The 19294-nt window shown below is 40.2% G+C and carries 17 protein-coding genes and 3 tRNA genes; 10 read left to right on the top strand and 10 right to left on the bottom strand.

All coding sequences use genetic code 11. From position 1 onward, the window contains the following. Positions 1-20: 20 nt before the first annotated feature. The 5 genes from ACDG22_RS10930 to ACDG22_RS10910 all read left to right on the top strand — a co-directional run bounded on the left by ACDG22_RS10930 (position 21) and on the right by ACDG22_RS10910 (position 2620). Positions 21-248 (top strand): hypothetical protein, encoded by a 228-nt coding sequence (locus ACDG22_RS10930; protein ID WP_178270006.1) that lies wholly within the window; start codon positions 21-23, stop codon positions 246-248. 4 nt (positions 249-252) lie between these two features. Next, positions 253-339, top strand: a tRNA-Ser gene (locus tag ACDG22_RS10925). Positions 340-359: 20 nt separating this feature from the next. Beyond that, a tRNA-Glu gene (locus ACDG22_RS10920) sits at positions 360-432 on the top strand. 5 nt (positions 433-437) lie between these two features. After that, positions 438-524, top strand: a tRNA-Ser gene (locus tag ACDG22_RS10915). Positions 525-1192: 668 nt separating this feature from the next. Further along, complete coding sequence (locus tag ACDG22_RS10910; RefSeq protein ID WP_007569444.1) at positions 1193-2620, top strand: aspartate ammonia-lyase; 1428 nt, start codon at positions 1193-1195, stop codon at positions 2618-2620. A 713-nt stretch (positions 2621-3333) separates the two neighbouring features. On the opposite strand, the gene ACDG22_RS10905 is transcribed toward ACDG22_RS10910, so the two are convergent. The 3 genes from ACDG22_RS10905 to ACDG22_RS10895 form a co-directional block, all read right to left on the bottom strand. Next, on the bottom strand, positions 3334-4497 hold the full coding sequence (locus ACDG22_RS10905; protein WP_007564783.1) for an IS4 family transposase: 1164 nt from the start codon (positions 4495-4497) through the stop codon (positions 3334-3336). A gap of 843 nt (positions 4498-5340) precedes the next feature. Further along, positions 5341-6492 carry an acyltransferase gene (locus tag ACDG22_RS10900; RefSeq protein WP_178269905.1) on the bottom strand — a complete coding sequence of 384 codons (1152 nt, stop codon included), beginning with the start codon at positions 6490-6492 and terminating at the stop codon, positions 5341-5343. Positions 6493-6585: 93 nt separating this feature from the next. After that, entirely contained in the window at positions 6586-7158 is a 573-nt protein-coding gene (locus ACDG22_RS10895; RefSeq protein ID WP_178269904.1) for a Crp/Fnr family transcriptional regulator, read from the bottom strand. 371 nt (positions 7159-7529) lie between these two features. On the opposite strand from ACDG22_RS10895, the gene ACDG22_RS10890 reads away from it, so the two are divergent. From ACDG22_RS10890 to ACDG22_RS10880, 3 genes are all read left to right on the top strand, one after another. Further along, a complete protein-coding gene (locus tag ACDG22_RS10890) occupies positions 7530-9839 on the top strand; it encodes a glycoside hydrolase family 20 protein (protein ID WP_178269903.1) in 2310 nt (769 codons plus the stop codon). A 54-nt stretch (positions 9840-9893) separates the two neighbouring features. Beyond that, entirely contained in the window at positions 9894-11543 is a 1650-nt protein-coding gene (locus tag ACDG22_RS10885; RefSeq protein ID WP_007569429.1) for a dipeptidyl-peptidase 3 family protein, read from the top strand. Between the two features lie 251 nt (positions 11544-11794). Then, complete coding sequence (locus ACDG22_RS10880) at positions 11795-12340, top strand: GNAT family N-acetyltransferase (RefSeq protein ID WP_178269902.1); 546 nt, start codon at positions 11795-11797, stop codon at positions 12338-12340. 257 nt (positions 12341-12597) lie between these two features. Here the strand turns inward: ACDG22_RS10880 and ACDG22_RS10875 are convergent, their stop codons facing one another. Together ACDG22_RS10875 and ACDG22_RS10870 are read right to left on the bottom strand one after the other, a co-directional pair. Beyond that, on the bottom strand, positions 12598-12972 hold the full coding sequence (locus ACDG22_RS10875; protein WP_007569426.1) for a PH domain-containing protein: 375 nt from the start codon (positions 12970-12972) through the stop codon (positions 12598-12600). 92 nt (positions 12973-13064) lie between these two features. Then, positions 13065-14339: an A1S_2505 family phage non-structural protein gene (locus tag ACDG22_RS10870; RefSeq protein WP_178269901.1), complete on the bottom strand. Its 1275-nt coding sequence runs from the start codon at positions 14337-14339 to the stop codon at positions 13065-13067. Between the two features lie 265 nt (positions 14340-14604). Here ACDG22_RS10870 and thiD point away from each other — a divergent pair, with 265 nt between their 5' ends. Then, positions 14605-15471: a bifunctional hydroxymethylpyrimidine kinase/phosphomethylpyrimidine kinase gene (gene thiD / locus ACDG22_RS10865; RefSeq protein ID WP_022125041.1), complete on the top strand. Its 867-nt coding sequence runs from the start codon at positions 14605-14607 to the stop codon at positions 15469-15471. A gap of 100 nt (positions 15472-15571) precedes the next feature. On the opposite strand, the gene trxA (ACDG22_RS10860) is transcribed toward thiD, so the two are convergent. Beyond that, entirely contained in the window at positions 15572-15997 is a 426-nt protein-coding gene (gene trxA / locus ACDG22_RS10860) for a thioredoxin (RefSeq protein WP_022125040.1), read from the bottom strand. A 23-nt stretch (positions 15998-16020) separates the two neighbouring features. Continuing rightward, positions 16021-16383, bottom strand: coding sequence for a thioredoxin (trxA, locus tag ACDG22_RS10855; protein WP_007568972.1), 363 nt, complete (start codon positions 16381-16383; stop codon positions 16021-16023). Positions 16384-16536: 153 nt separating this feature from the next. Between trxA (ACDG22_RS10855) and ACDG22_RS10850 the strand changes: the two genes are divergently transcribed. Continuing rightward, the gene (locus ACDG22_RS10850) at positions 16537-17466 is read left to right on the top strand and encodes a LysR substrate-binding domain-containing protein (protein WP_178269900.1); all 930 of its coding nucleotides are present in this window, start codon (positions 16537-16539) and stop codon (positions 17464-17466) included. A 112-nt stretch (positions 17467-17578) separates the two neighbouring features. Here the strand turns inward: ACDG22_RS10850 and ACDG22_RS10845 are convergent, their stop codons facing one another. From ACDG22_RS10845 to ACDG22_RS10835, 3 genes are read right to left on the bottom strand one after another with little or no spacing between them, the layout of a single operon-like run. After that, positions 17579-18040: an arsenate reductase ArsC gene (locus tag ACDG22_RS10845; RefSeq protein ID WP_178269899.1), complete on the bottom strand. Its 462-nt coding sequence runs from the start codon at positions 18038-18040 to the stop codon at positions 17579-17581. A 20-nt stretch (positions 18041-18060) separates the two neighbouring features. After that, entirely contained in the window at positions 18061-19029 is a 969-nt protein-coding gene (locus ACDG22_RS10840; protein WP_178269898.1) for a permease, read from the bottom strand. A 10-nt stretch (positions 19030-19039) separates the two neighbouring features. After that, complete coding sequence (locus ACDG22_RS10835) at positions 19040-19273, bottom strand: thioredoxin family protein (RefSeq protein ID WP_178269897.1); 234 nt, start codon at positions 19271-19273, stop codon at positions 19040-19042. Positions 19274-19294 lie beyond the last annotated feature (21 nt).

Below are 19294 nucleotides of genomic sequence, written 5' to 3'. Positions count from 1 at the left end.
AATTTGCAACAGTTACAAAAATGAATATAAAAATCCCAACCTTTGAAAAATTAAAATACATCCGACAAATACAGACAAGCAGTCCGACTCAAAGAAAAAAAATAAAAATCTTAATCAGTTTAGAATCAGAAAACTATCGAAACAACACCATAGAAGGCATAAAAAAAGTATCGCAAAAGTTTGCACAAATCAAAAAATCCATCTATCTTCGCACCGCGTTTGAGAGAAAACGTAAGCAGAAACAATAAATTTGGAAGTTTGGGTGAGTGGCTGAAACCAGCAGTTTGCTAAACTGCCGTACGGGTAACCGTACCGGGGGTTCGAATCCCCCAGCTTCCGCTTTTAGTTTCTACAGATATGGCGCTTTCGTCTAGTGGCCCAGGACGCGGCCCTCTCACGGCTGAAACACGGGTTCGATTCCCGTATGCGCTACATTTGGAAGTTTGGGTGAGTGGCTGAAACCAGCAGTTTGCTAAACTGCCGTACGGGTAACCGTACCGGGGGTTCGAATCCCCCAGCTTCCGCAACGACCTAAGAAATTAGGAGGAAAGAAATAGACAAGTCCCGTAAAATCAATGTTTTACGGGACTTTTTTTATTTATCCGACGAACAATCGAAAGACACTAAAATGCCTACTTCTGACAAAGTTCCGTTACTAAATCGTTACTAAAAATCAGCCTGTAAAAATAGTAACGATTACAAGCCTCAAAACGAAATGTGATTATTCCCCAAAACGAATTGTGATTTTTCTTCTTAAAAATACAAAAAGCTAAGAGGTTAATTATCCCCTAGCTTTATATATACTTTTTAAATAGTATTTAAATATTACTTAAATACAATGCTATTCTTTTGGGTATAGCATTACATCTGTATAAGTGGAATTACAATTCATTCTCGCATTAAATTCCGCTTTATTGGCATTCTTAAAAGGATTGCCAATATTAGGATGATTGCTCATCCGCCCTACGCTGTAAAATTAAAGGCTTTCAGCCAAAATTCATATAGGAATATAGCTTTTTCTGCTCCAAGAGATATTACATTTACGCACACAATTTGTAAGCAAAACACATTACTTATACCCTATGCCACTATATAAAACAATAAAAATACTATTTAACACAATAATATTTGCTTACATAATGTTAGTTTATATCTTTGCGATATAATAATAACAACTAAATATTAATGCCTTATGGAAAATATCAAAAATACAAGAACAGAACATGATTTGCTGGGAACAAGAGAACTTCCGGCAGACGCACTATATGGAATACAGACACTGAGAGGTATTGAAAATTTCTCAATAAGTAAGTTCAAATTGCAGGATTATCCTCTTTTCATTCACGGACTGGCATATACAAAACTTGCTGCTGCAAAAGCTAACAACGCTTTAGGTTTAGTTAGCGACGAACAACTGAAAAGCATCGAAGCTGCATGTAAAGATATTCTTGACGGAAAATATCACGACCAGTTCCAGGTGGATATGATTCAAGGTGGAGCCGGAACAAGTACCAATATGAATGCCAACGAAGTAATTGCTAACATAGCATTATTGCATCTTGGAAAGAAAGCTGGAGAATATGAATTCTGCTCACCTCACGACACAATAAACCGCTCGCAGTCAACCAACGATGCTTATCCAACAGCTATCCACATGGGACTTTACGCAAGCCATCTTAAATTCTTACCGCATCTTGAAGCTCTGATTGAAGCTTTGCAGAAAAAAGGTGATGAATTTGCTCACATTATAAAGATGGGACGCACACAGCTGGAAGATGCCGTGCCGATGACACTTGGACAAACTTTCTATGGTTTTGCAAGTATCCTGAGAAATGAAATAAAACATCTTAACGAAGCTGCGGCAGATTTCCTTGTTGTGAATATGGGTTCAACAGCCATTGGTACAGGAATATGTTCCGAACCGGGTTATGCTGAAAAGACTATCGAAGCATTGAAGGAAATAACAGGTTGGGAAGTAAGTCTTGCCGATGATTGGGTAGGCGCGACTTCCGACACTTCATGTATGGTGGGTTATATGTCTGCACTGAAAAGAGTAGCTGTTAAAATTAATAAGATATGTAATGACTTGAGATTGCTTGCCAGCGGTCCGCGTTGCGGATTCGGAGAGATAAATCTTCCTGCACGTCAGCCGGGTTCATCAATCATGCCGGGAAAAGTAAATCCGGTAATACCTGAAGTTATGAGCCAGATTGCTTTCAAGGTCATGGGAAATGAACTTTGTGTAACTATGGCAGGCGAAGCATCACAGATGGAGCTCAACGCTATGGAGCCGATAATGGCACAATGCTGTTTCGAATCTATTGATTTATTGATAAACGGTTTCGATACTTTGCGTACATTGTGTATCGACGGAATCACTGCAAACGAAGAGGCTTGCCGCAATGAAGTTAAGCGCAGTATCGGTGTTGTAACAGCTCTGAATCCGTATATTGGTTATGATCACTCAACTTATATTGCAAAGAAAGCAATGGAAACAGGACGAAGCGTTTACGACCTTGTTCTTGAAGAAGGAATTCTTACTCAGGAAGATTTGGATACAATCCTTGATCCTAAGAATATGATTAAGCCGGTGAAGCTGGATATAAAGGCTAGAAAATGAACTGAAATTAATCCTGACAAGCACGGAAATATTTTGGCTGAAAGCCTTAAATTATATAGTACAGACCAATGCCCTGTATTTCAGGGCGTATTTGGTATGGGGTATTCAAAACGTAGGGCACTGCCCTACGTTGTAAAATTAAAGGCTTTCAGCCAAAATTCATAATTGAAACATGTAAAGATCCGTCAAAAGAGTGTTTTGAAGGCGGAGATTTTAATAAAGACATAAATGATGATTGGTTTATATTATCAGCACTTAAATCCGGTTATGACATTCAAAACATTGTAGTGATTAGTTCTGATAATAACTTATTATTAAAAGCAAAAGAGAATGGTCTGGTACATAGAAAGATGCCAGAAACATACCTTATTAAAGAAGAACTATCAGAAGAAGAGAAAGAAATCAAAGCATTGAAGCAGGAATTGGAGTAATATAAAAATAGACAGCCTAAACCTGCTATTAGATTTAGTAATAGTGAATCTCGTATTTTTTTATTTTATAGTGCCATTTTGCAATCATCCCCAGCATAATTAAAAATCACATCTTAGTCAAGTTCTGCTACAATTTTGCTACAGAAATTTTCTATCTACAAAAACTGTAGCAGAAAATTTGAAAAGAATAAAATCCTCTCGCAAAAGAAAAAATCTCAGACTCTTGTTGTAAAAATTAAATTACATCATTAGTGTCCCGTTAAAATCGGGACGAATTAAATATTAATCAAACAACCCCGGGAAAAGGGGATTTAATTGCTCTTTGACATCATTGAAATTAGTCTTATTGAACAACTCTTGTAAAGGTGTTTTATCCGTTAATGAAATGCTCAAAATCTGTAGGACCTCATAGGTCGAACGGCTTAAGTGCAAATCATGTTGGATAATAGCTACCAAACAATAAGTGATAATAGCCACACTTATCTGAATACGGACTGCGTTTTCTGTGGTGCCCCAGAACCTTTTGATTTTAAGGTGCTGCTTCAACCATTTGAAGAACAGTTCTACAAGCCATCTCTTTTTATAGAGATTAGCTACATCAAGTGCAGATATATGTTTGGCATTTGTCAGGAAGGTAAATTCACGATCATCTTCTTCATCATAGAACCTGATAATCCTGAATGATTCCGGATACTTCTTTTCAGAGGTATATCCTGATAATTTCACTTCAGCATCAGATAGTATATTCTTTGGTAGTCTGCGTTTCCATTTGCAGAACTTAAATTTAAGATTCGACTTGGCTCTTACGACAAAGAAAGAGCCAGTAAGATGAATCCGATATAGTTCCTTAAACGAATCATACGCTCTATCAAAAATATAGTATGCATTTGGTTCATAATGAATTGCAGACATTGCTGTTGAGTCATGTTTTGAAGCTGTGGTTACTGTAAAAAAAGCCGGAACCTGAGCCTCAATGTCATAAAGGACATGTGCCTTGACTCCACCTTTTTTACTTCGAAATTTAGCCCAAGGAAATGTTGCCAAACATAACGGAATGGTGGTTGAATCAAAAGCGTACTTCTTTCCTTCGATATCCAGAATATGAGTAGCTCGTTTATCACTGGCTTCTTTCATCATGAAGAATGCAAAATCTTCAAAGATTCTGTAATCCCTATTTTGGTTAGCTGATGCAAGTGTGGTTTTGGCCAAGGGTTCACGACCCAATCCCAAATGATAACACTTGGCTTGATGTGCTTCCAATGCAACAATCAGGTCGCGTAGGCTCTCACGATTGCTTAGCTGTCCGAACATCATAGCAAGAAGCTGGTTCCAGCAAGTGAAATGTTTGACGTAACGATTTCCATCGTATTTGTCCACGATTCTTCTGAATTTATTGTTGTTCAAAAACTCTACCAATTGAGCGAAAACATATTTGTCTTGATTCATTTGAAGCCATTTGATTTGGTTTCAAAGGTACAATTTCAAATCGTCGCGCTTTACAAATAGAGTATAATAAGCTATATTTCAGTTATTTCAAAGAACTATTTATCCACTTTTACGGGACAGTAATGAAATTACATAATTTTTTAGCTACAAAAACTAGACTCTATCTATAAAATAATCCCCCCAAGTTATCAAACAGTACGCTATATATCAAAAAGGCAACCAAGCAACCAATTGAGTATCAAATCTGTCAAATTAATCTATTTTCTCTATCAGCACATTCTGAAGATTTTCGTCAAATAGAACGCAATGTTAATGTCAACTTCGTTTGTAACTATTCATATTACAATCTAATATTCTCCAACAGTTAAATAAGTGTACTTATATTAAGAATTAAAAGCATCCAAACACCTTGATATTTCATCAAAAACATCCTGATAAGTTGACAAAAACGTCCTGTTGTTTTATTTAAAACCCCGGCATATCTTATTTTTAAATAGAAATCAAACTAGAATTTAAGATTTCTCAATCTAATTTCAGCTTCAGACAGCCCATTCAAAAACTATCATTATGCTATAAGAAAAATGTTACCTATATCAAACATACTATTATTCACACCACATTTACAGACAGATATTCGTATATAATTAAAAATACCTTTCATCGAAACTTGCTTACATGTATAAGAATAACAAATCTATAATAAATATGATATCCCCTACTGATTTTACGATTGTAGAGAAGTTTAAATTTCATTTTGACAAAAAGTAAATTTTATATCATGACCATTCAAATGTATATCCCCTATTAAAATCACATCATAAGATTAACATTAAAGCCATTTCCTCATCCGAATATCCATTTTGAATATTTCGGAGCAAACTTGTAACAAGCAGAAACAAATACCCAGCAAATAACAAAAACAATAACGGCTGTAACAGGAATACGTAAAAATACCGGAATCGCTAAGGCATCAGCTATAGCATATCCAAGCCCTACAATAAAATAATGTATCATATAAATTCCCAGGCCGCATTTTGTAATATTCTCAAGCATAAGAATCATTCTTTTCGACTTTACTCTGACTTTACGTATAACAAGAAAAAATGCTAATGTCATTAAAGCGACATTAGGAGAACAGTATAAAAAGAATAATTCCATTTCCTGCTCCGAACATTCCAGATTAGCTGTCATCGTTTTAAAGCCTATATATGTAGCAATATATCCTATAGCGAACACAGGTAAGCTTAAAATAATTGTCTTACACCATTTCCATTCCTTTACATCATTGACAAGATAATTTCCAAGTAGTAAATACCCGTTGAATCCTGCAAAATAATAAAGTGTACCAAATGTATTCCAAGCACTAACACCTAAAAGGTTGGGCGAAAAAAAAGAATAAGCATAAGGTAAGAAAAGAGAAAAAGACCAAAACATCAAAAAAATCTTTTTCTGCCTAACCGTTGCCTGCTCCACCCAAAAAGAGAAGAACGGCATATATAGATAAAGCCCTATCAACATATATAAATACCACATCGGTACTGTATAAACATTGAATTGGAAAGGAATAAGAGCTATGTTTTTGATTGCATCACTAAAAGATTGCGACGCGTCAATTGGTGCGTAAGCAAATACATCGGACATCGTACTTTGCGGCAAGCCTAGAACTCCGGTTAGCCATGGAAAAAGATTGTATAAAACAGACCACAAAAGAAATGGAACAGCTATTCTGAGAAGTCTTTTCTTATAAAAGTCTTCAAAAGACATTTTTACAGGCAACAACAGAATACCCGTAATCATGACAAACAATGGCACGCATGGTCTAAGAAAAGAACCATAAATGCCTCCCCACAAATTAAAATCCGGATTGGAGCGCGCCTCTGGAGAAACATTAAACGGATCAGAACAATGAATACAGATAACCATAAATATGGCACATAGCCTGAGTACATCAAGCCATACTATCCTCGGCTGTTTTGCTGGTAACTTTGGTAGCATATCTTTTATAAAACCTCAATAAGTTACCACAAAACTATATTTTTGTATGATACGATACAAAATAAGTACCGCTACAACCGACCATTTCTTTAACTACTTAATATTCTTTCTCAATTTCCATAATGTAACTTGAGATATTCCGAGATACGAGGCTATAAAGCTAAGGTTTACACGCTGAAATATTTCAGGGTTTTTGGCATAAAAATCTCTGTAGCGTTCTTCTGCAGACATATATAAACGATATATAAGCCTCCTTTCCATTTCCACAAATGCCTTTTGATGCAGCAACCGAAGCCAGTTAGATATTTCAATATGCTGAAAACAGAGTTCCTCCAGATCGGAAATTTTAATATAGTAAAGCAATGAGTCTTCCAGAATCTGTACCCTTTCATTTTCATATCCTTCTGTTTTTCCGTAAAAGCTATTAGTTGAAAATATCAGTTCACCTTCTTTACTGAACCATGACGTGACCTCTTTTTCATTAATCATTACATAGGAACGAGCTATTCCTTTTTCAATTATATATACATTTTCATCTGTAATGAGAGGCCTTATTAATATTGTTTTTTTAGGGACAGTCATTGGATGAAGATAACCAAGAAACTTAGTTAGAATTTCGTCATCAATGTTGAGTATATTTGTTATAGAACTGATTATTTTATCCATAATTATTTTTTATTACAAAAGTAGTAATAAAGAGAATAGCGATATCAGAAACAGCTCCAGTATTAGACATCAAAGAAATATTTTTCTGGAAACAGAAAGATAACAAGAAGAATATTTATAATTATATAATTCTCTATATTTGTAGTTACGTACCAAACATTAAAAAACGATATGAACATAAGGTATACAATCTTATGTATATAGTTGTCGTAAGGACAACAAAAAACTGAAGAAGTAGCCCAAAGTTACGACTAACAATTAGAAGGTAAATTTATTATTCAAACGGCTCCGAAAAAGTTTATCTGGAGTTAGACAAAAACAATAAGTATAGAGAATTATTAAGAACGTATATAACCTTTAACTGATAACATATGAATTTAAAATCATTCTTACTCGCAGCAACAGTTACAGTAACTCTTTTTTCTTGCAGAGATATACGGGAAGGAACTGCCGACTATGCCATTATCCCGCTGCCGCAGCATACCGAAGTAACGCCACAGACTAAGCCGTTTATTTTGGACAAAGGAACCGTCATTGTTACTCCCGAAAATGACAATGAAATGAAGACCATTGCCGGATTCCTGAACGCTTACATCGACGAATGTACAGGTTATACCCTCGCCACATCGACAGAGGCAACAAAAAATTACATCACGCTAAACATAGACAAAAGCATAAAAAATCCTGAAGGTTACCGGCTCGCCGTAAGCAGCGACGGTATCACCATAACCGGAGGATCGCATGCAGGTGTCTTCTATGGGGTACAGACACTTCGTAAGGCTTCCCCTGTAGAGGCAAGCGACAAAATTGCTTTCCAACAGACTAACATCGAAGACTATCCCCGCTTGGCATACCGGGGCATGCATCTCGATGTAGGACGTCACTTTTTCAACGTAGAGCAAGTGAAACAGTATCTCGACCTTATGGCACTGCACAATCTGAATGTATTTCACTGGCATCTTACTGAAGATCAAGGCTGGAGAATAGAAATAAAGAAGTATCCCCTACTCACCGAAATAGGCTCCAAAAGAAAGGAATCACTGCGTACAGACGGTGTGAAAGGGACTGACGGAAAACCTTATGGCGGTTTCTATACGCAAAAGGATATTCAGGAAATTGTAAAATATGCAGCCGAAAGATACATAGAAGTTATACCCGAGATAGACCTTCCTGGACATATCAAGTCGGCACTGGCTGCCTATCCGGAACTCGGTTGTACCGGAGGGTCCTACGAAACAGCTGTAGAATATGGTGTACACAAGGATGTGTTGTGCGTAGGAAGTGACAAGACTTTGCCGTTTGTGAAAGATGTATTGACAGAAGTCATGCAACTGTTCCCTTCACACTACATTCACATTGGTGGAGACGAGTGTCCGCGCGACCGCTGGAAGGAATGTCCCAAATGTCAGGCCCTTATCAAGGCTCAAGGATGGAAAGATACCAAGCAGTATGAAGCAGAGGACAAACTGCAAAGCTACTTTATGACCGAAGTGGAAAAATTTGTTGAGGAAAACGGACGGCGCATTATAGGCTGGGATGAGATTCTTGCCGGAGGAGCGACACCCAATGCTACTGTTATGGCATGGAGAAATGCGGAATATGGTGCAGAAGCGGCTAAAAAGGGATACGATGTAATCATGACTCCTTGCGGACAACTTTACTTCAGCGCAATGGATGTGCTCAATCTGCCGGGAGATAATGCCATAAGAAAAGTATATGACTTTAATCCTGTCCTCAGCGATATGACCGAGACTGATGCTGCACACATTAAAGGTATTCAAGCTTGCCTCTGGAGCGAAGATATAGAAACAATGGAGCAGATAGAGTACCGCCTGCTGCCCCGACTTGCCGCACTCGCAGAAATTACATGGAACGGTTTTGACAAGCAGAACAGAGATTATCATGAATTTGCTTTACGTATGTTCAACATCATCAAGCGATATGACAAATATGGACTGAGCTACCATAAAGGAGCATTCGAAGTAACATCCGACTACGAGAATGATACATTGAACCGTAAACTCAGCATACGACTGAATACTCTTGGAAACAGAAAGATATATTATACCTTGGATGGTAGCGAACCTACAGAAGCATCACAACTTTATAAGGAACCGTTCACTATAAACAGCAATGCCATACTTAAGGCAAAGGTTATTATGCCGGGAGAAACAGACAACAGTTTAGTGTGTGATACGATCAGTGTAAACAAAGCTACATTCTGCCCTGTAACGCTGGCCGGACAGCCGAGTCCTACCTATACTTACAAAGGAGCTTCCATACTGACCGACGGACTGACTGGAGATACACGTTACAATACCGGCCGCTGGCTGGGCTTCCTCTGCGATCTAAATGCTACAGTAGATTTAGGAAAGGAAACAGAAGTATCGAGTGCAGCATTCCGTACCGATGTAGCAATCGGATCTGCCGTAATGGACATCACAGGTATGGAAGTATGGTGTTCTGCCGACGGAAAGCATTTCACCAAAGTGGCAGAAAGTTCAAAACCTGTGTTAAAGAAAGACGATCCTGACGGTATCTATCGCCATGAACTGACATTCGACACACAACAGGCACGCTATGTCAGGATAGTTGGCAAAATCACTCCTAAACTCCCCTCATGGCACACCTGGCCAGGTGGAGATGCCTTTATTTTTGTGGATGAGATTTATGTAAACTAATGTATTGTCAGCTACTTTTCGTATCTTCGCAAACCAAAGAATAAACAATCGATTATGAGAAAAAAAATGATTAACCTTTCGGCATCTTTGTTGGGAGTTGCAACTGTAGCCTCAACATTGTTTTCTTGCAGTACCCAACAGCAGGAATCTCCTATGAAAGCAAAAGTTGAGGAGTATGCTCATGTAGAATTGAAATCCGACCTTGTAAACAATCTGAATGACAAGGAAAAAGAGTTGGTAAAAATATTCTTTCAGGTAGGAGAAATCACCGACGATCTTTTCTGGCAGCAGACTTTTGGTGACAAGAGCCAGCTCGATACCATCACTGACAGTTATGCAAAAGAGTTTGCCATGATTCACTATGGGGCTTGGGATCGTCTTGACAATAACAAACCGTTTCTGGCCGGCTATGGCGAGAAACCGGCTGTATGTAACTACTATCCGCATGACATTACAGCAGAGGAGTTCGACGCATTCGAAGACGCTAACAAGAATTCATGGTACACCGTTATCCGCAGAAACGAAGATGGTTCATTAAAAAGTGTCTGGTATCATGAAGCCTATGCCGAAGAAATAGGACGTATCTGTGCTTTACTGGAGAAAGCAGTGACATTGGCAGAAGATCCGGGGCTGGAAAACTATCTTGAGAAGCGTATCGAGGCATTCAAGACAGATGACTATCTGGAAAGCGACCTTGCATGGATGGACATGAAAGACAGCAAAATAGATTTTGTGACAGGTCCTATTGAAAGTTACGACGACAAGTTCCAGGAAACCAAAGCCTCATACGAGTCGTTTATCCTGTTGAAAGACGAAGCTAGAAGCAAAGACCTTGCAAAATTTGTAGCCATGCTTCCGGCTCTCCAGAAAGAATTGCCTTGTGCACCAGAATACAAGACATTTGTTCCGGGTACATCGTCCGACCTGAACGTATACGATGCCGTGTATTATGCAGGCGACTGCAACGCCGGCAGTAAGACGATCGCCATCAATCTGCCGAACGATGAAAGAGTACACGCACTGAAAGGTACCCGTCGTCTGCAACTGAGAAACTCCATGAAAGCAAAGTTTGATAAAATCCTTATGCCTATCGGACAACTTATCGTAACACCCGAACAGCAGAAATACCTTAACTTCGACGCATTCTTCTGGAATGTTACTTTCCACGAAGTAGCGCACGGACTGGGTGTTAAGCAGACCATTAACACCAACGAAAGTGTGGATGCCGTGATGGGAACCGAAAAGACTTCATGGGAAGAAGCTAAAGCAGATATCTTAGGTCTGTTCATGGTAACCAAACTTATCGAAATGGGCGAAATCACCAATATTACAGCCGAAGATGCTATCGCTACTTATATTGCAGGCATCTTGCGTTCCGTAAGATTTGGAGCAGCTTCATCGCATGGAAAAGCCAACATGATGTGCTTCAACTATATGGAAAAAGCAGGAGCCTTCTCACGTGACGCCAAAGGTCAGTATGTAATAGATTTCGGAAAGGCAAAAGAAGCCATGAACGGCTGGGCTGCGCTAATCCTCCAAACACAGGGAGACGGAAACGTAGAGTTCGCTACGAAGTACAGAGCCGAAAACGGTGGAATCACTCCTGCACTTCAGGCAGACCTCGACAAAATCAATGGTGCAGGCATACCGCGTGATATTACATTTATTCAGGGAGCAGATATTCTTTTGGGAGAAACAAAATAATTAATAAACAAATTATCGAAAAGGTCTATCAAACCGATAATGACACTCTAAGTTATAGGCCATAACTGATAAACGTGAAAAGAGCCGTATCATTACTGTGGTGCACTTCACTTCATCACAAGTAATAATACGGCTCTTTATCTCTACATAAAAAATCAGAACCAACATTGAATATCAACAAATAATTGTACTTTTGACTAATAAGGGAATTGATTATACAAAACCTACATGACTGATAAATAACACAAGCTATGGAAACCAAAAGACTAATACTGCGTCGATGGAACGAAAATGATGCAGAAGCACTTTACAAATATGCTCAAAACCCGAATATCGGTCCTATAGCAGGATGGCCGCCACACACATCTGTGGAAGATAGCAGAAATGTTATCCGCAACATTCTCTCTGCCCCTGAAACATACGCTGTGGTATTGAAAGAAACTCAAGAACCCATAGGAAGTGTGGGTATCATGTTTGGCGACAGTGTACACAGTGCAGACATGCAGGAAGGCGATGCAGAAATAGGCTATTGGATAGGAGTTCCTTATTGGGGAAAAGGTCTGATACCGGAAGCCGTACATCGCCTGTTAGAACATTGTTTTGAAGACTTGGGAATTAAAAGAGTATGGTGCGGATATTACGATGGGAATTTCAAATCGCGCCGGGTAATGGACAAATGCGGATTTAAATTCCATCATACAGAACAAGGAAAACCATCCCCATTAGGAGATGTACGGACAGAACATTTCACACTCTTGACTATAGACGAGTGGAAAAATAAAAAGGCATGTGGATAAAAACGACTTCCAGAATTACTGAATCTTCGTTTTATCAGGCCTAATATAAATAAGATATCCAATATATCCTTGTATACAACTGACACATACGCTGGTAATCCCAATTATCAAGTCATCAGACAGATTAAATAATCTCAATACATAAGAAAACAATACATAAATTACAGCACCTGCTAGCACAAAAAGAATGAATTTCAGCATATTACAGATTATTGCTTAATAATAAATCCAACAAATGCATGAATTACAGCGAGCTGTTACAGCACATACTGCGCCAGTACTCGCTGTATCTCTATAATGTTCGAATCCTTACCAAAATTCTGTTCCAGAGGTTCTTCACATCCCCTTATCCAGATTTTCATTTCGGCATCCATATCAAATGTACCGGCAGTTTCTATCGAAAAACGTTCTATGGAACGATAGGGTACAGACAAATATTCTCTTTTCTTACCCGTCACTCCCTGAACATCCTGAATGATCAGACGCTTATTGGTAAATACCCACTTGTCCCTTATCAGCTTATAAGCCCTTTCAATACGTTCTCCCTCGCAAAGCAATGCGCCAAACTCTTTTTGTAAACTGGCAATATCCATTTCGGAAACATTTCCGAAAATAGTATTCATGATTCCCATATTAATTTTTATTTTTTGTTTTCAAATCTTATTCAGTCGAAAGATAAACAGAAAAAAGCAGACAACCAACAGTTTTCAGCTTGTTTTATTCGTCATCGCTTCATCAGTATATCATAAAAGGTCTTGGGTAGGATGATGTTCGGCACGTCGAGTGCATCGGTAAACAGTGGGGCGATTTCTCTGTCTTTGAATCCTGCTATTCCACAGCCTATCCGAGTTACCCAGAACTTATTTTCCGGATGTACTTTGGCATATGCTACAAAATCTTTTACATAGGGACGGATGGTTTCTGCTCCTCCCTGCATGGTAGGTATGGCATAACATTGTCCGGTCATTCCAACGCCTGTCCCCCACTTCGCACCGAATCGTTCATAAGCCAGTCGTGCTGCTCCACCACCGTGATGTCCTGCCAGATTAGAACCGAAGACAAATACCTCACCCGGTTTCAGCGAGGAAATCCGGTCGGGGGTATATTCTCTGTTTTTTGCCGGAGTGTATCCAGCTATATATTTTGCGTAACATGAGGCATAAGCTCCGTCTGCCAACTGCTTCAGCAGACTGAGAAATTCTTCAGGTAATAAAGAAAGTACTTTGTCCGCTATAAACGAGGGAATTTCCTGATAGTATGCTTCGGCCACTGCCCCCGTGATGCAGGCAAGTGTATCGCTGTCACCGCCCATGGAAACTGCCATGCGGAGGGCACTCTCCATGTCCTTGCTTTCGAGAAAAGCAATCAGTGCCTGCGGAACCGTGCCTTGGCAACTCGAGTCCCAACGGTAGGTTTGATGCAAATGTTCCCAGCTTTCATTCAGGTTGTAACCGAAGCGTTTTTCGATATATTGTTTGATTTCTGCTTTTCCGCTGCCGGTACGCGCCAGATAGATGACTGCCGCTACTGCCTGCGCACCTTTTATTCCCTCGGGATGATTGTGTGTGATAGAAGCCGAAATGCCGGTCACTCTCTCGGTTTCTTCTAACGTATCAAACAGCCAGCCTATGGATGAGACTCGCATGGCAGAGCCGTTTCCCCAGGAATTGTAAGGACACCGACGTACTGCCGGCTTTCCGGTTGTGTCGTCTGTCAGGCTTTGAGGATAAAAAAGCCACAGACGGAACTTACCTCCGTAACCACCCATCGGACAAGGATAAGCGTTGGCTACTTTTACCATACACTCTTCCAGTAGCTGATGCGGGTAAGCCGTTTCGCCTGCCGCCTTGCACTTCATCGCCCAATCGGCAACTGCCATGGTCATAACGGTATCATCTGTATAATTACTGGAAGAAGAAAACATCGGAAAATTGTAATCGCGGGTATTGTGAAACTCGTACACGGAACCCACTACATCACCTATAACTGCACCTAACATAGCATGATATTTTAAAGATTATACAAATGTAAAGAATTTTTCTTCCAGTCAGACAAATAATACGCACTATTTATCACGAGATATTGCCAAGAAAGGTTCTCACACTATTTATAATTCTTAAAATTTATGTTAATATCACATTTCAGGTATCTACTCAGACGCGATATTGCTTTACTTTGTACTTCAAACAAGAGTGCACTTAAACAAGATCCGAACGCCTGCCATATCCAGACAGACTCAGGATGTAATCACTAAATTGAAAAGAATGGACTTAACAAACAAACTCTATAAGGTATTTTTAATTGCAGGAAGTGAACCGCTGGGCACGGCGGGCATGCAGGCCGATATCAAATCCATATCGGCATGTGGAGGATATGCTGCCGGAGCAATTACCTGCATAGTCGATGAAGATACAATAAAGGTAAAAAGTATTCAGACCATCCCTGTTGAGATGGTTGTCAGCCAGACTTATTCGTTTCTGGAAGACGTAGGGGCCGACTGCATCAAGACGGGTATGCTATACTCTCAGGAGTTGGTAACGGCTATCGGGGATGTGGTGAAAAAACAGTCTATACCGATCGTGGTAGACCCCGTGATGGTTTCTTCTGCCGGCGACAAGCTGTTGCAGGACGATGCAATCCAGGCCTACAAGGATTGTCTTTTCCCCTATTCTACCATCATCACGCCCAACCGGAGAGAAGCCGACCTGCTACTGGGAAAGAGCCTGACCAAAGATAACATGAAGGAGTATATTCCCGAACTAAGCAAGTGGGGAAACTGTGTCATCGTCAAATCCATAGAAGACGGAGATTACCTGATTGATGTATTTTACAACCCGATCAGCAAGTGCTTCAAGCTGTACAAGAAGGCACGCATACAAACCAAGAACGTAAACGGCACGGGAGATACGTTTGCTTCTTCCATCGCAACTTATCTGGCAAGGGGATACGACATGAATACGGCTGTCGACAAGGCAGAGAATTTCATCTACAATGCGATTCTCTACGGATCGAATGTCAAGTTCGGCTCCGGATATGGTCCGGTCTATCCGTTTTACGAAAATTTAAGCAACTTCCTGAAAGAAGATATCCAGTATGCAGCAGCCATACAGGTAGAACAATATATTCTCTGAAAGACAGCAAAGCAGACAAAAAATATTCGCATAAAAATTATAATACCCCTTACTTTTCAACTATTTTCAAAAGTAAGGGGTATTTTTTATCTAGCCTGATTTATTTCAAAAGGACTTCTTCGATTCCTTTCTCCAAGACTTCCTGTGGCAAAGCACCTTGTGAAACTTGTGGCGTATCTCCTAATGGGATGAATACGAGAGTAGGCAGACTTGTAATGCCGAAGGCTGCTGCAAGCTCACGCTCCTTATCTGTATTGACCTTATAAATTACAATCTTATCCTTATATTTTTCTGCCAGCTTCTCCAGTACGGGGGACAGCCTGCGGCAAGGTCCGCACCAGTCGGCGTAAAAATCGATGATGGCTGGTTTGCTTCCCTCATAAACCCATTTGTCTGGATTCTTCTTATAGTCGTATACCTTTTCTATAAACTCCGACTGGTTGATGTGAATAACTTTACCTGTCTGTCCGTAAACCAGACTGCCTGTCATAAAAACAGATACAATCAGCAATAATATCTTTTTCATATCAATTTTCTTTTATGGAACATTTATTTACCACTCAACAGTACATTCTGAATAGCTTCTACCAGTGTTTTCTTAGGAAGTGCTCCCTGTGCCATCTGCGGTGCATCCGTCAACGGGACGAAAAGCAAGGTAGGTACGCTTCTGATTCTGAAAAGAGCTGCAAGTTCTTCTTCCTCGTCTACGTTTACCTTATATACGTCTACCCGACCGGCATATTCTTCGGCAATTTCATCCAATATGGGAGCCAGCATCTTGCATGGACCGCACCAGGTAGCGTAGAAATCGATTATTGCGGGACGTTCACCCAAAAACTTCCATTCGGGATTTACTTCATAGTTTGCTACTTTATTCAGGAAATCGGCTTTTGTAAGGTTTACTGCTTTCATATTCTTTTATCTTTATGGTTTATACTTTACTATCGGAACAAATTCTTCTCATTTTCAATGATCAGGTATTTGTTTCTGATGCAAAAATACAATCTGCCTGAAAGGTTTACAACAGCTTTTTTCTATCTTTGTATAGATAAAATCTATTGATGTATGACTTTACAACAAATGGAATATATAGTAGCGCTGGACAAGTATCGTCACTTTGTGCTGGCTGCCGAGGCTTGTGGTGTGACTCAGCCTACTCTGAGTGCCATGATCCAGAAACTGGAAGAAGAGTTGGATGTGAAAATATTCAGCAGGGACCGGAAGAATATTTCTCCTACTGCCATCGGAGAAAAAATAATAAGGCAGGCAAGAATAGCCTTGAACGAAACCCAGAGAATCAGAGAGGTGGTAGCTGATGAAAGCAGCAGCATGAACGGCAGTCTGCGTATCGGCATCCTGCCAACCATCGCTCCCTATCTTGTTCCCGACTTTATCTATCATTTCAGAAATACATATCCCAATGTGAATCTTTCCATCGACGAAAAGGAGAACAAATCGCTGGTTCAGGATCTCAGATTCGGGAATCTGGACATTGCCATCACCACGCCTCCCGAAGCGCAGGCCAACATTCTGGAGATTCCGGTATATGTGGAAAAGTTTGTTGCCTACTTCTCGGAAAGATGCAGTAAAGCACGGCAGATAATCGCAAACGGCAATCTGCCACCGGAACACATGTGGATTCTGAAAGAGGGACACTGCCTTCCCAACAGTGGCATAAATTTCTGTAAAAACAAAGATATAGGTAACCATATCTATGAGGCGGGAAGTATTGATACGCTCATAAAAATAGTAGATAAAAACGGTGGATACACCATTATTCCGGAACTGCATATCAGTACATTGAATGAAGAACAGAAAAAGAACATACAGACTCTCGATGTCAATCCGCCTGCACAAAGAAATGTCTCGATTCTTATAAAGGACGATTTTATAAGGGAGAGGATGGTAAATGCCGTACTCGATACCATAAAGGCAATCATACCTGCACACATGATGGATGAACGTTTCAACAGGCTTTCCATCAAACTGAGATAAACAGTCCGTTCCACCCAGGAAAATAAAATGGGGGAAACCAAACTTCTGCTCTCAAGACAGAAGATACGGCCTCCCCCCATAAATAGTTATTTAAAGAAACAAGAGAGCATCTTTATTCATCACAGCATCCTCCGCAAGAGCATTTGGGAAGTTCCTGCTTTTTGATTTCCGTGAGATAGAATCGGGCAAAGGCGTTTTTAATCTCATCGCGCACACGACGGAATTCGGCATCTATAAACTCCGGTGTCCCTACAGCATGCGAAGGATCGTCGAAACCAATGTGAAGGCGTCTGCCTACTTTTCCCGTAAAGGCAGGGCAACTCTCATTGGCTCCTCCACATACGATTATTACATAATCCCAGGCCTGGTCAAGATAAGTATCTACATGAGTGGGAATGTGACTGCTAATATCGATACCTGCTTCTTTCATCACTTCCACAGCCTTGGCATTGACACAAGCTGCGGGGTGAGTTCCTCCCGAATAAACTTCAAGAGAAGCATCGAACGATTGCAAAAAGCCGTGCGCCATCTGGCTCCGGCAACTGTTTCCTGTGCAAAGAATCAATATTTTCATAGAATACATGAATCTGATTATTACAGAATTAGATTAAACAAATATCCTGAAAGGATAATAAACAATGCGACTGTACCGAAAAAAATGCCGATAAGACGCCAGGTCATGACCTTCTTGAGTAATGTGGCTTCCGGCAAAGACAGACCGACAACTGCCATCATGAATGCAATGGCAGTTCCCATAGGAATACCCTTTGCAACAAATACCTGGATGACCGGTACAATACCGGCGGCATTGGCATACATCGGAACCGCAAAAATTACAGAAAGCGGCACAGCCAGCCAGTTGTCTTTCGAAAGGTAGGCTTCAAAAAATCCTTCCGGCACAAAACCGTGCATAAAGGCTCCGATACCGATACCTATCAATATATATATCAGTACTCCTCTTACTATACGCCAGGCATCGCGAACGATAGACGGAAGCCGTTTGAAGAAAGAGATATGTTCTTTCTCCCACTCGTCTGCCTGAGCCGAAGAGTCTGCCTGGATCTGGCGGACCCAGTCGCTCAGATAAGGTGACAGATTCATCTTTCCCAAAACAAATCCTCCGATCACTCCGAGCAGTATGCCGCTGATAACATATATAAGTGTCACTTTCAGTCCGAATGAACCGAGAAACATTGCCACAGCAACTTCGTTCACAAGCGGAGAAGTTATCAGAAATGCAAATGTAACTCCAAGTGGAATACCCCCTTTCACAAATCCGATAAACAACGGAATGGATGAACACGAACAGAACGGAGTGATGGCTCCGAATAAAGAAGCCAGTAAATACTGCAACCCATACATTTTATGAGTAACCAGATAATTACGCAGCCGTTCAATGGGGAAATAGGCGTTGATAATACCCATCAGCACACTGATGAAAAACAGCAGAATAAGAATCTTGACAGTATCGTAAAAGAAGAAATTGACTGCTATACCCAGTGAGGTATCTGCACTTAGTCCGGAGATGTCGTAAACCAGCCAGTCGGCAAATCGTTGTATCATATATTTACTATCAAATACCTAACAGTCTTTTCACATCACTTTCCGAAGGAACCTGCCCTTTCATCTTCACTTCACCGTCTACTACTACAGCAGGAGTGGTCATGATATTATAACTCATCATTTCCATAATATCGTCCACCTTTGTAAGTTTCACGTCTAAATTGTTCTCTTTTATTACCTTTTCTATCACCTGAAAGGTTGTTTTGCACTTGGCACAACCCGGTCCTAAAACTTTTACTTCCATTGTTCTAAATGTTTTTTAAAT

It is taken from the genome of Phocaeicola coprocola, assembly GCF_041333015.1.
Taxonomy (GTDB): domain Bacteria; phylum Bacteroidota; class Bacteroidia; order Bacteroidales; family Bacteroidaceae; genus Phocaeicola; species Phocaeicola coprocola.
Note: the sequence above shows the minus strand (reverse complement) of the source record. Positions and strands in the feature narration are given on the sequence as shown.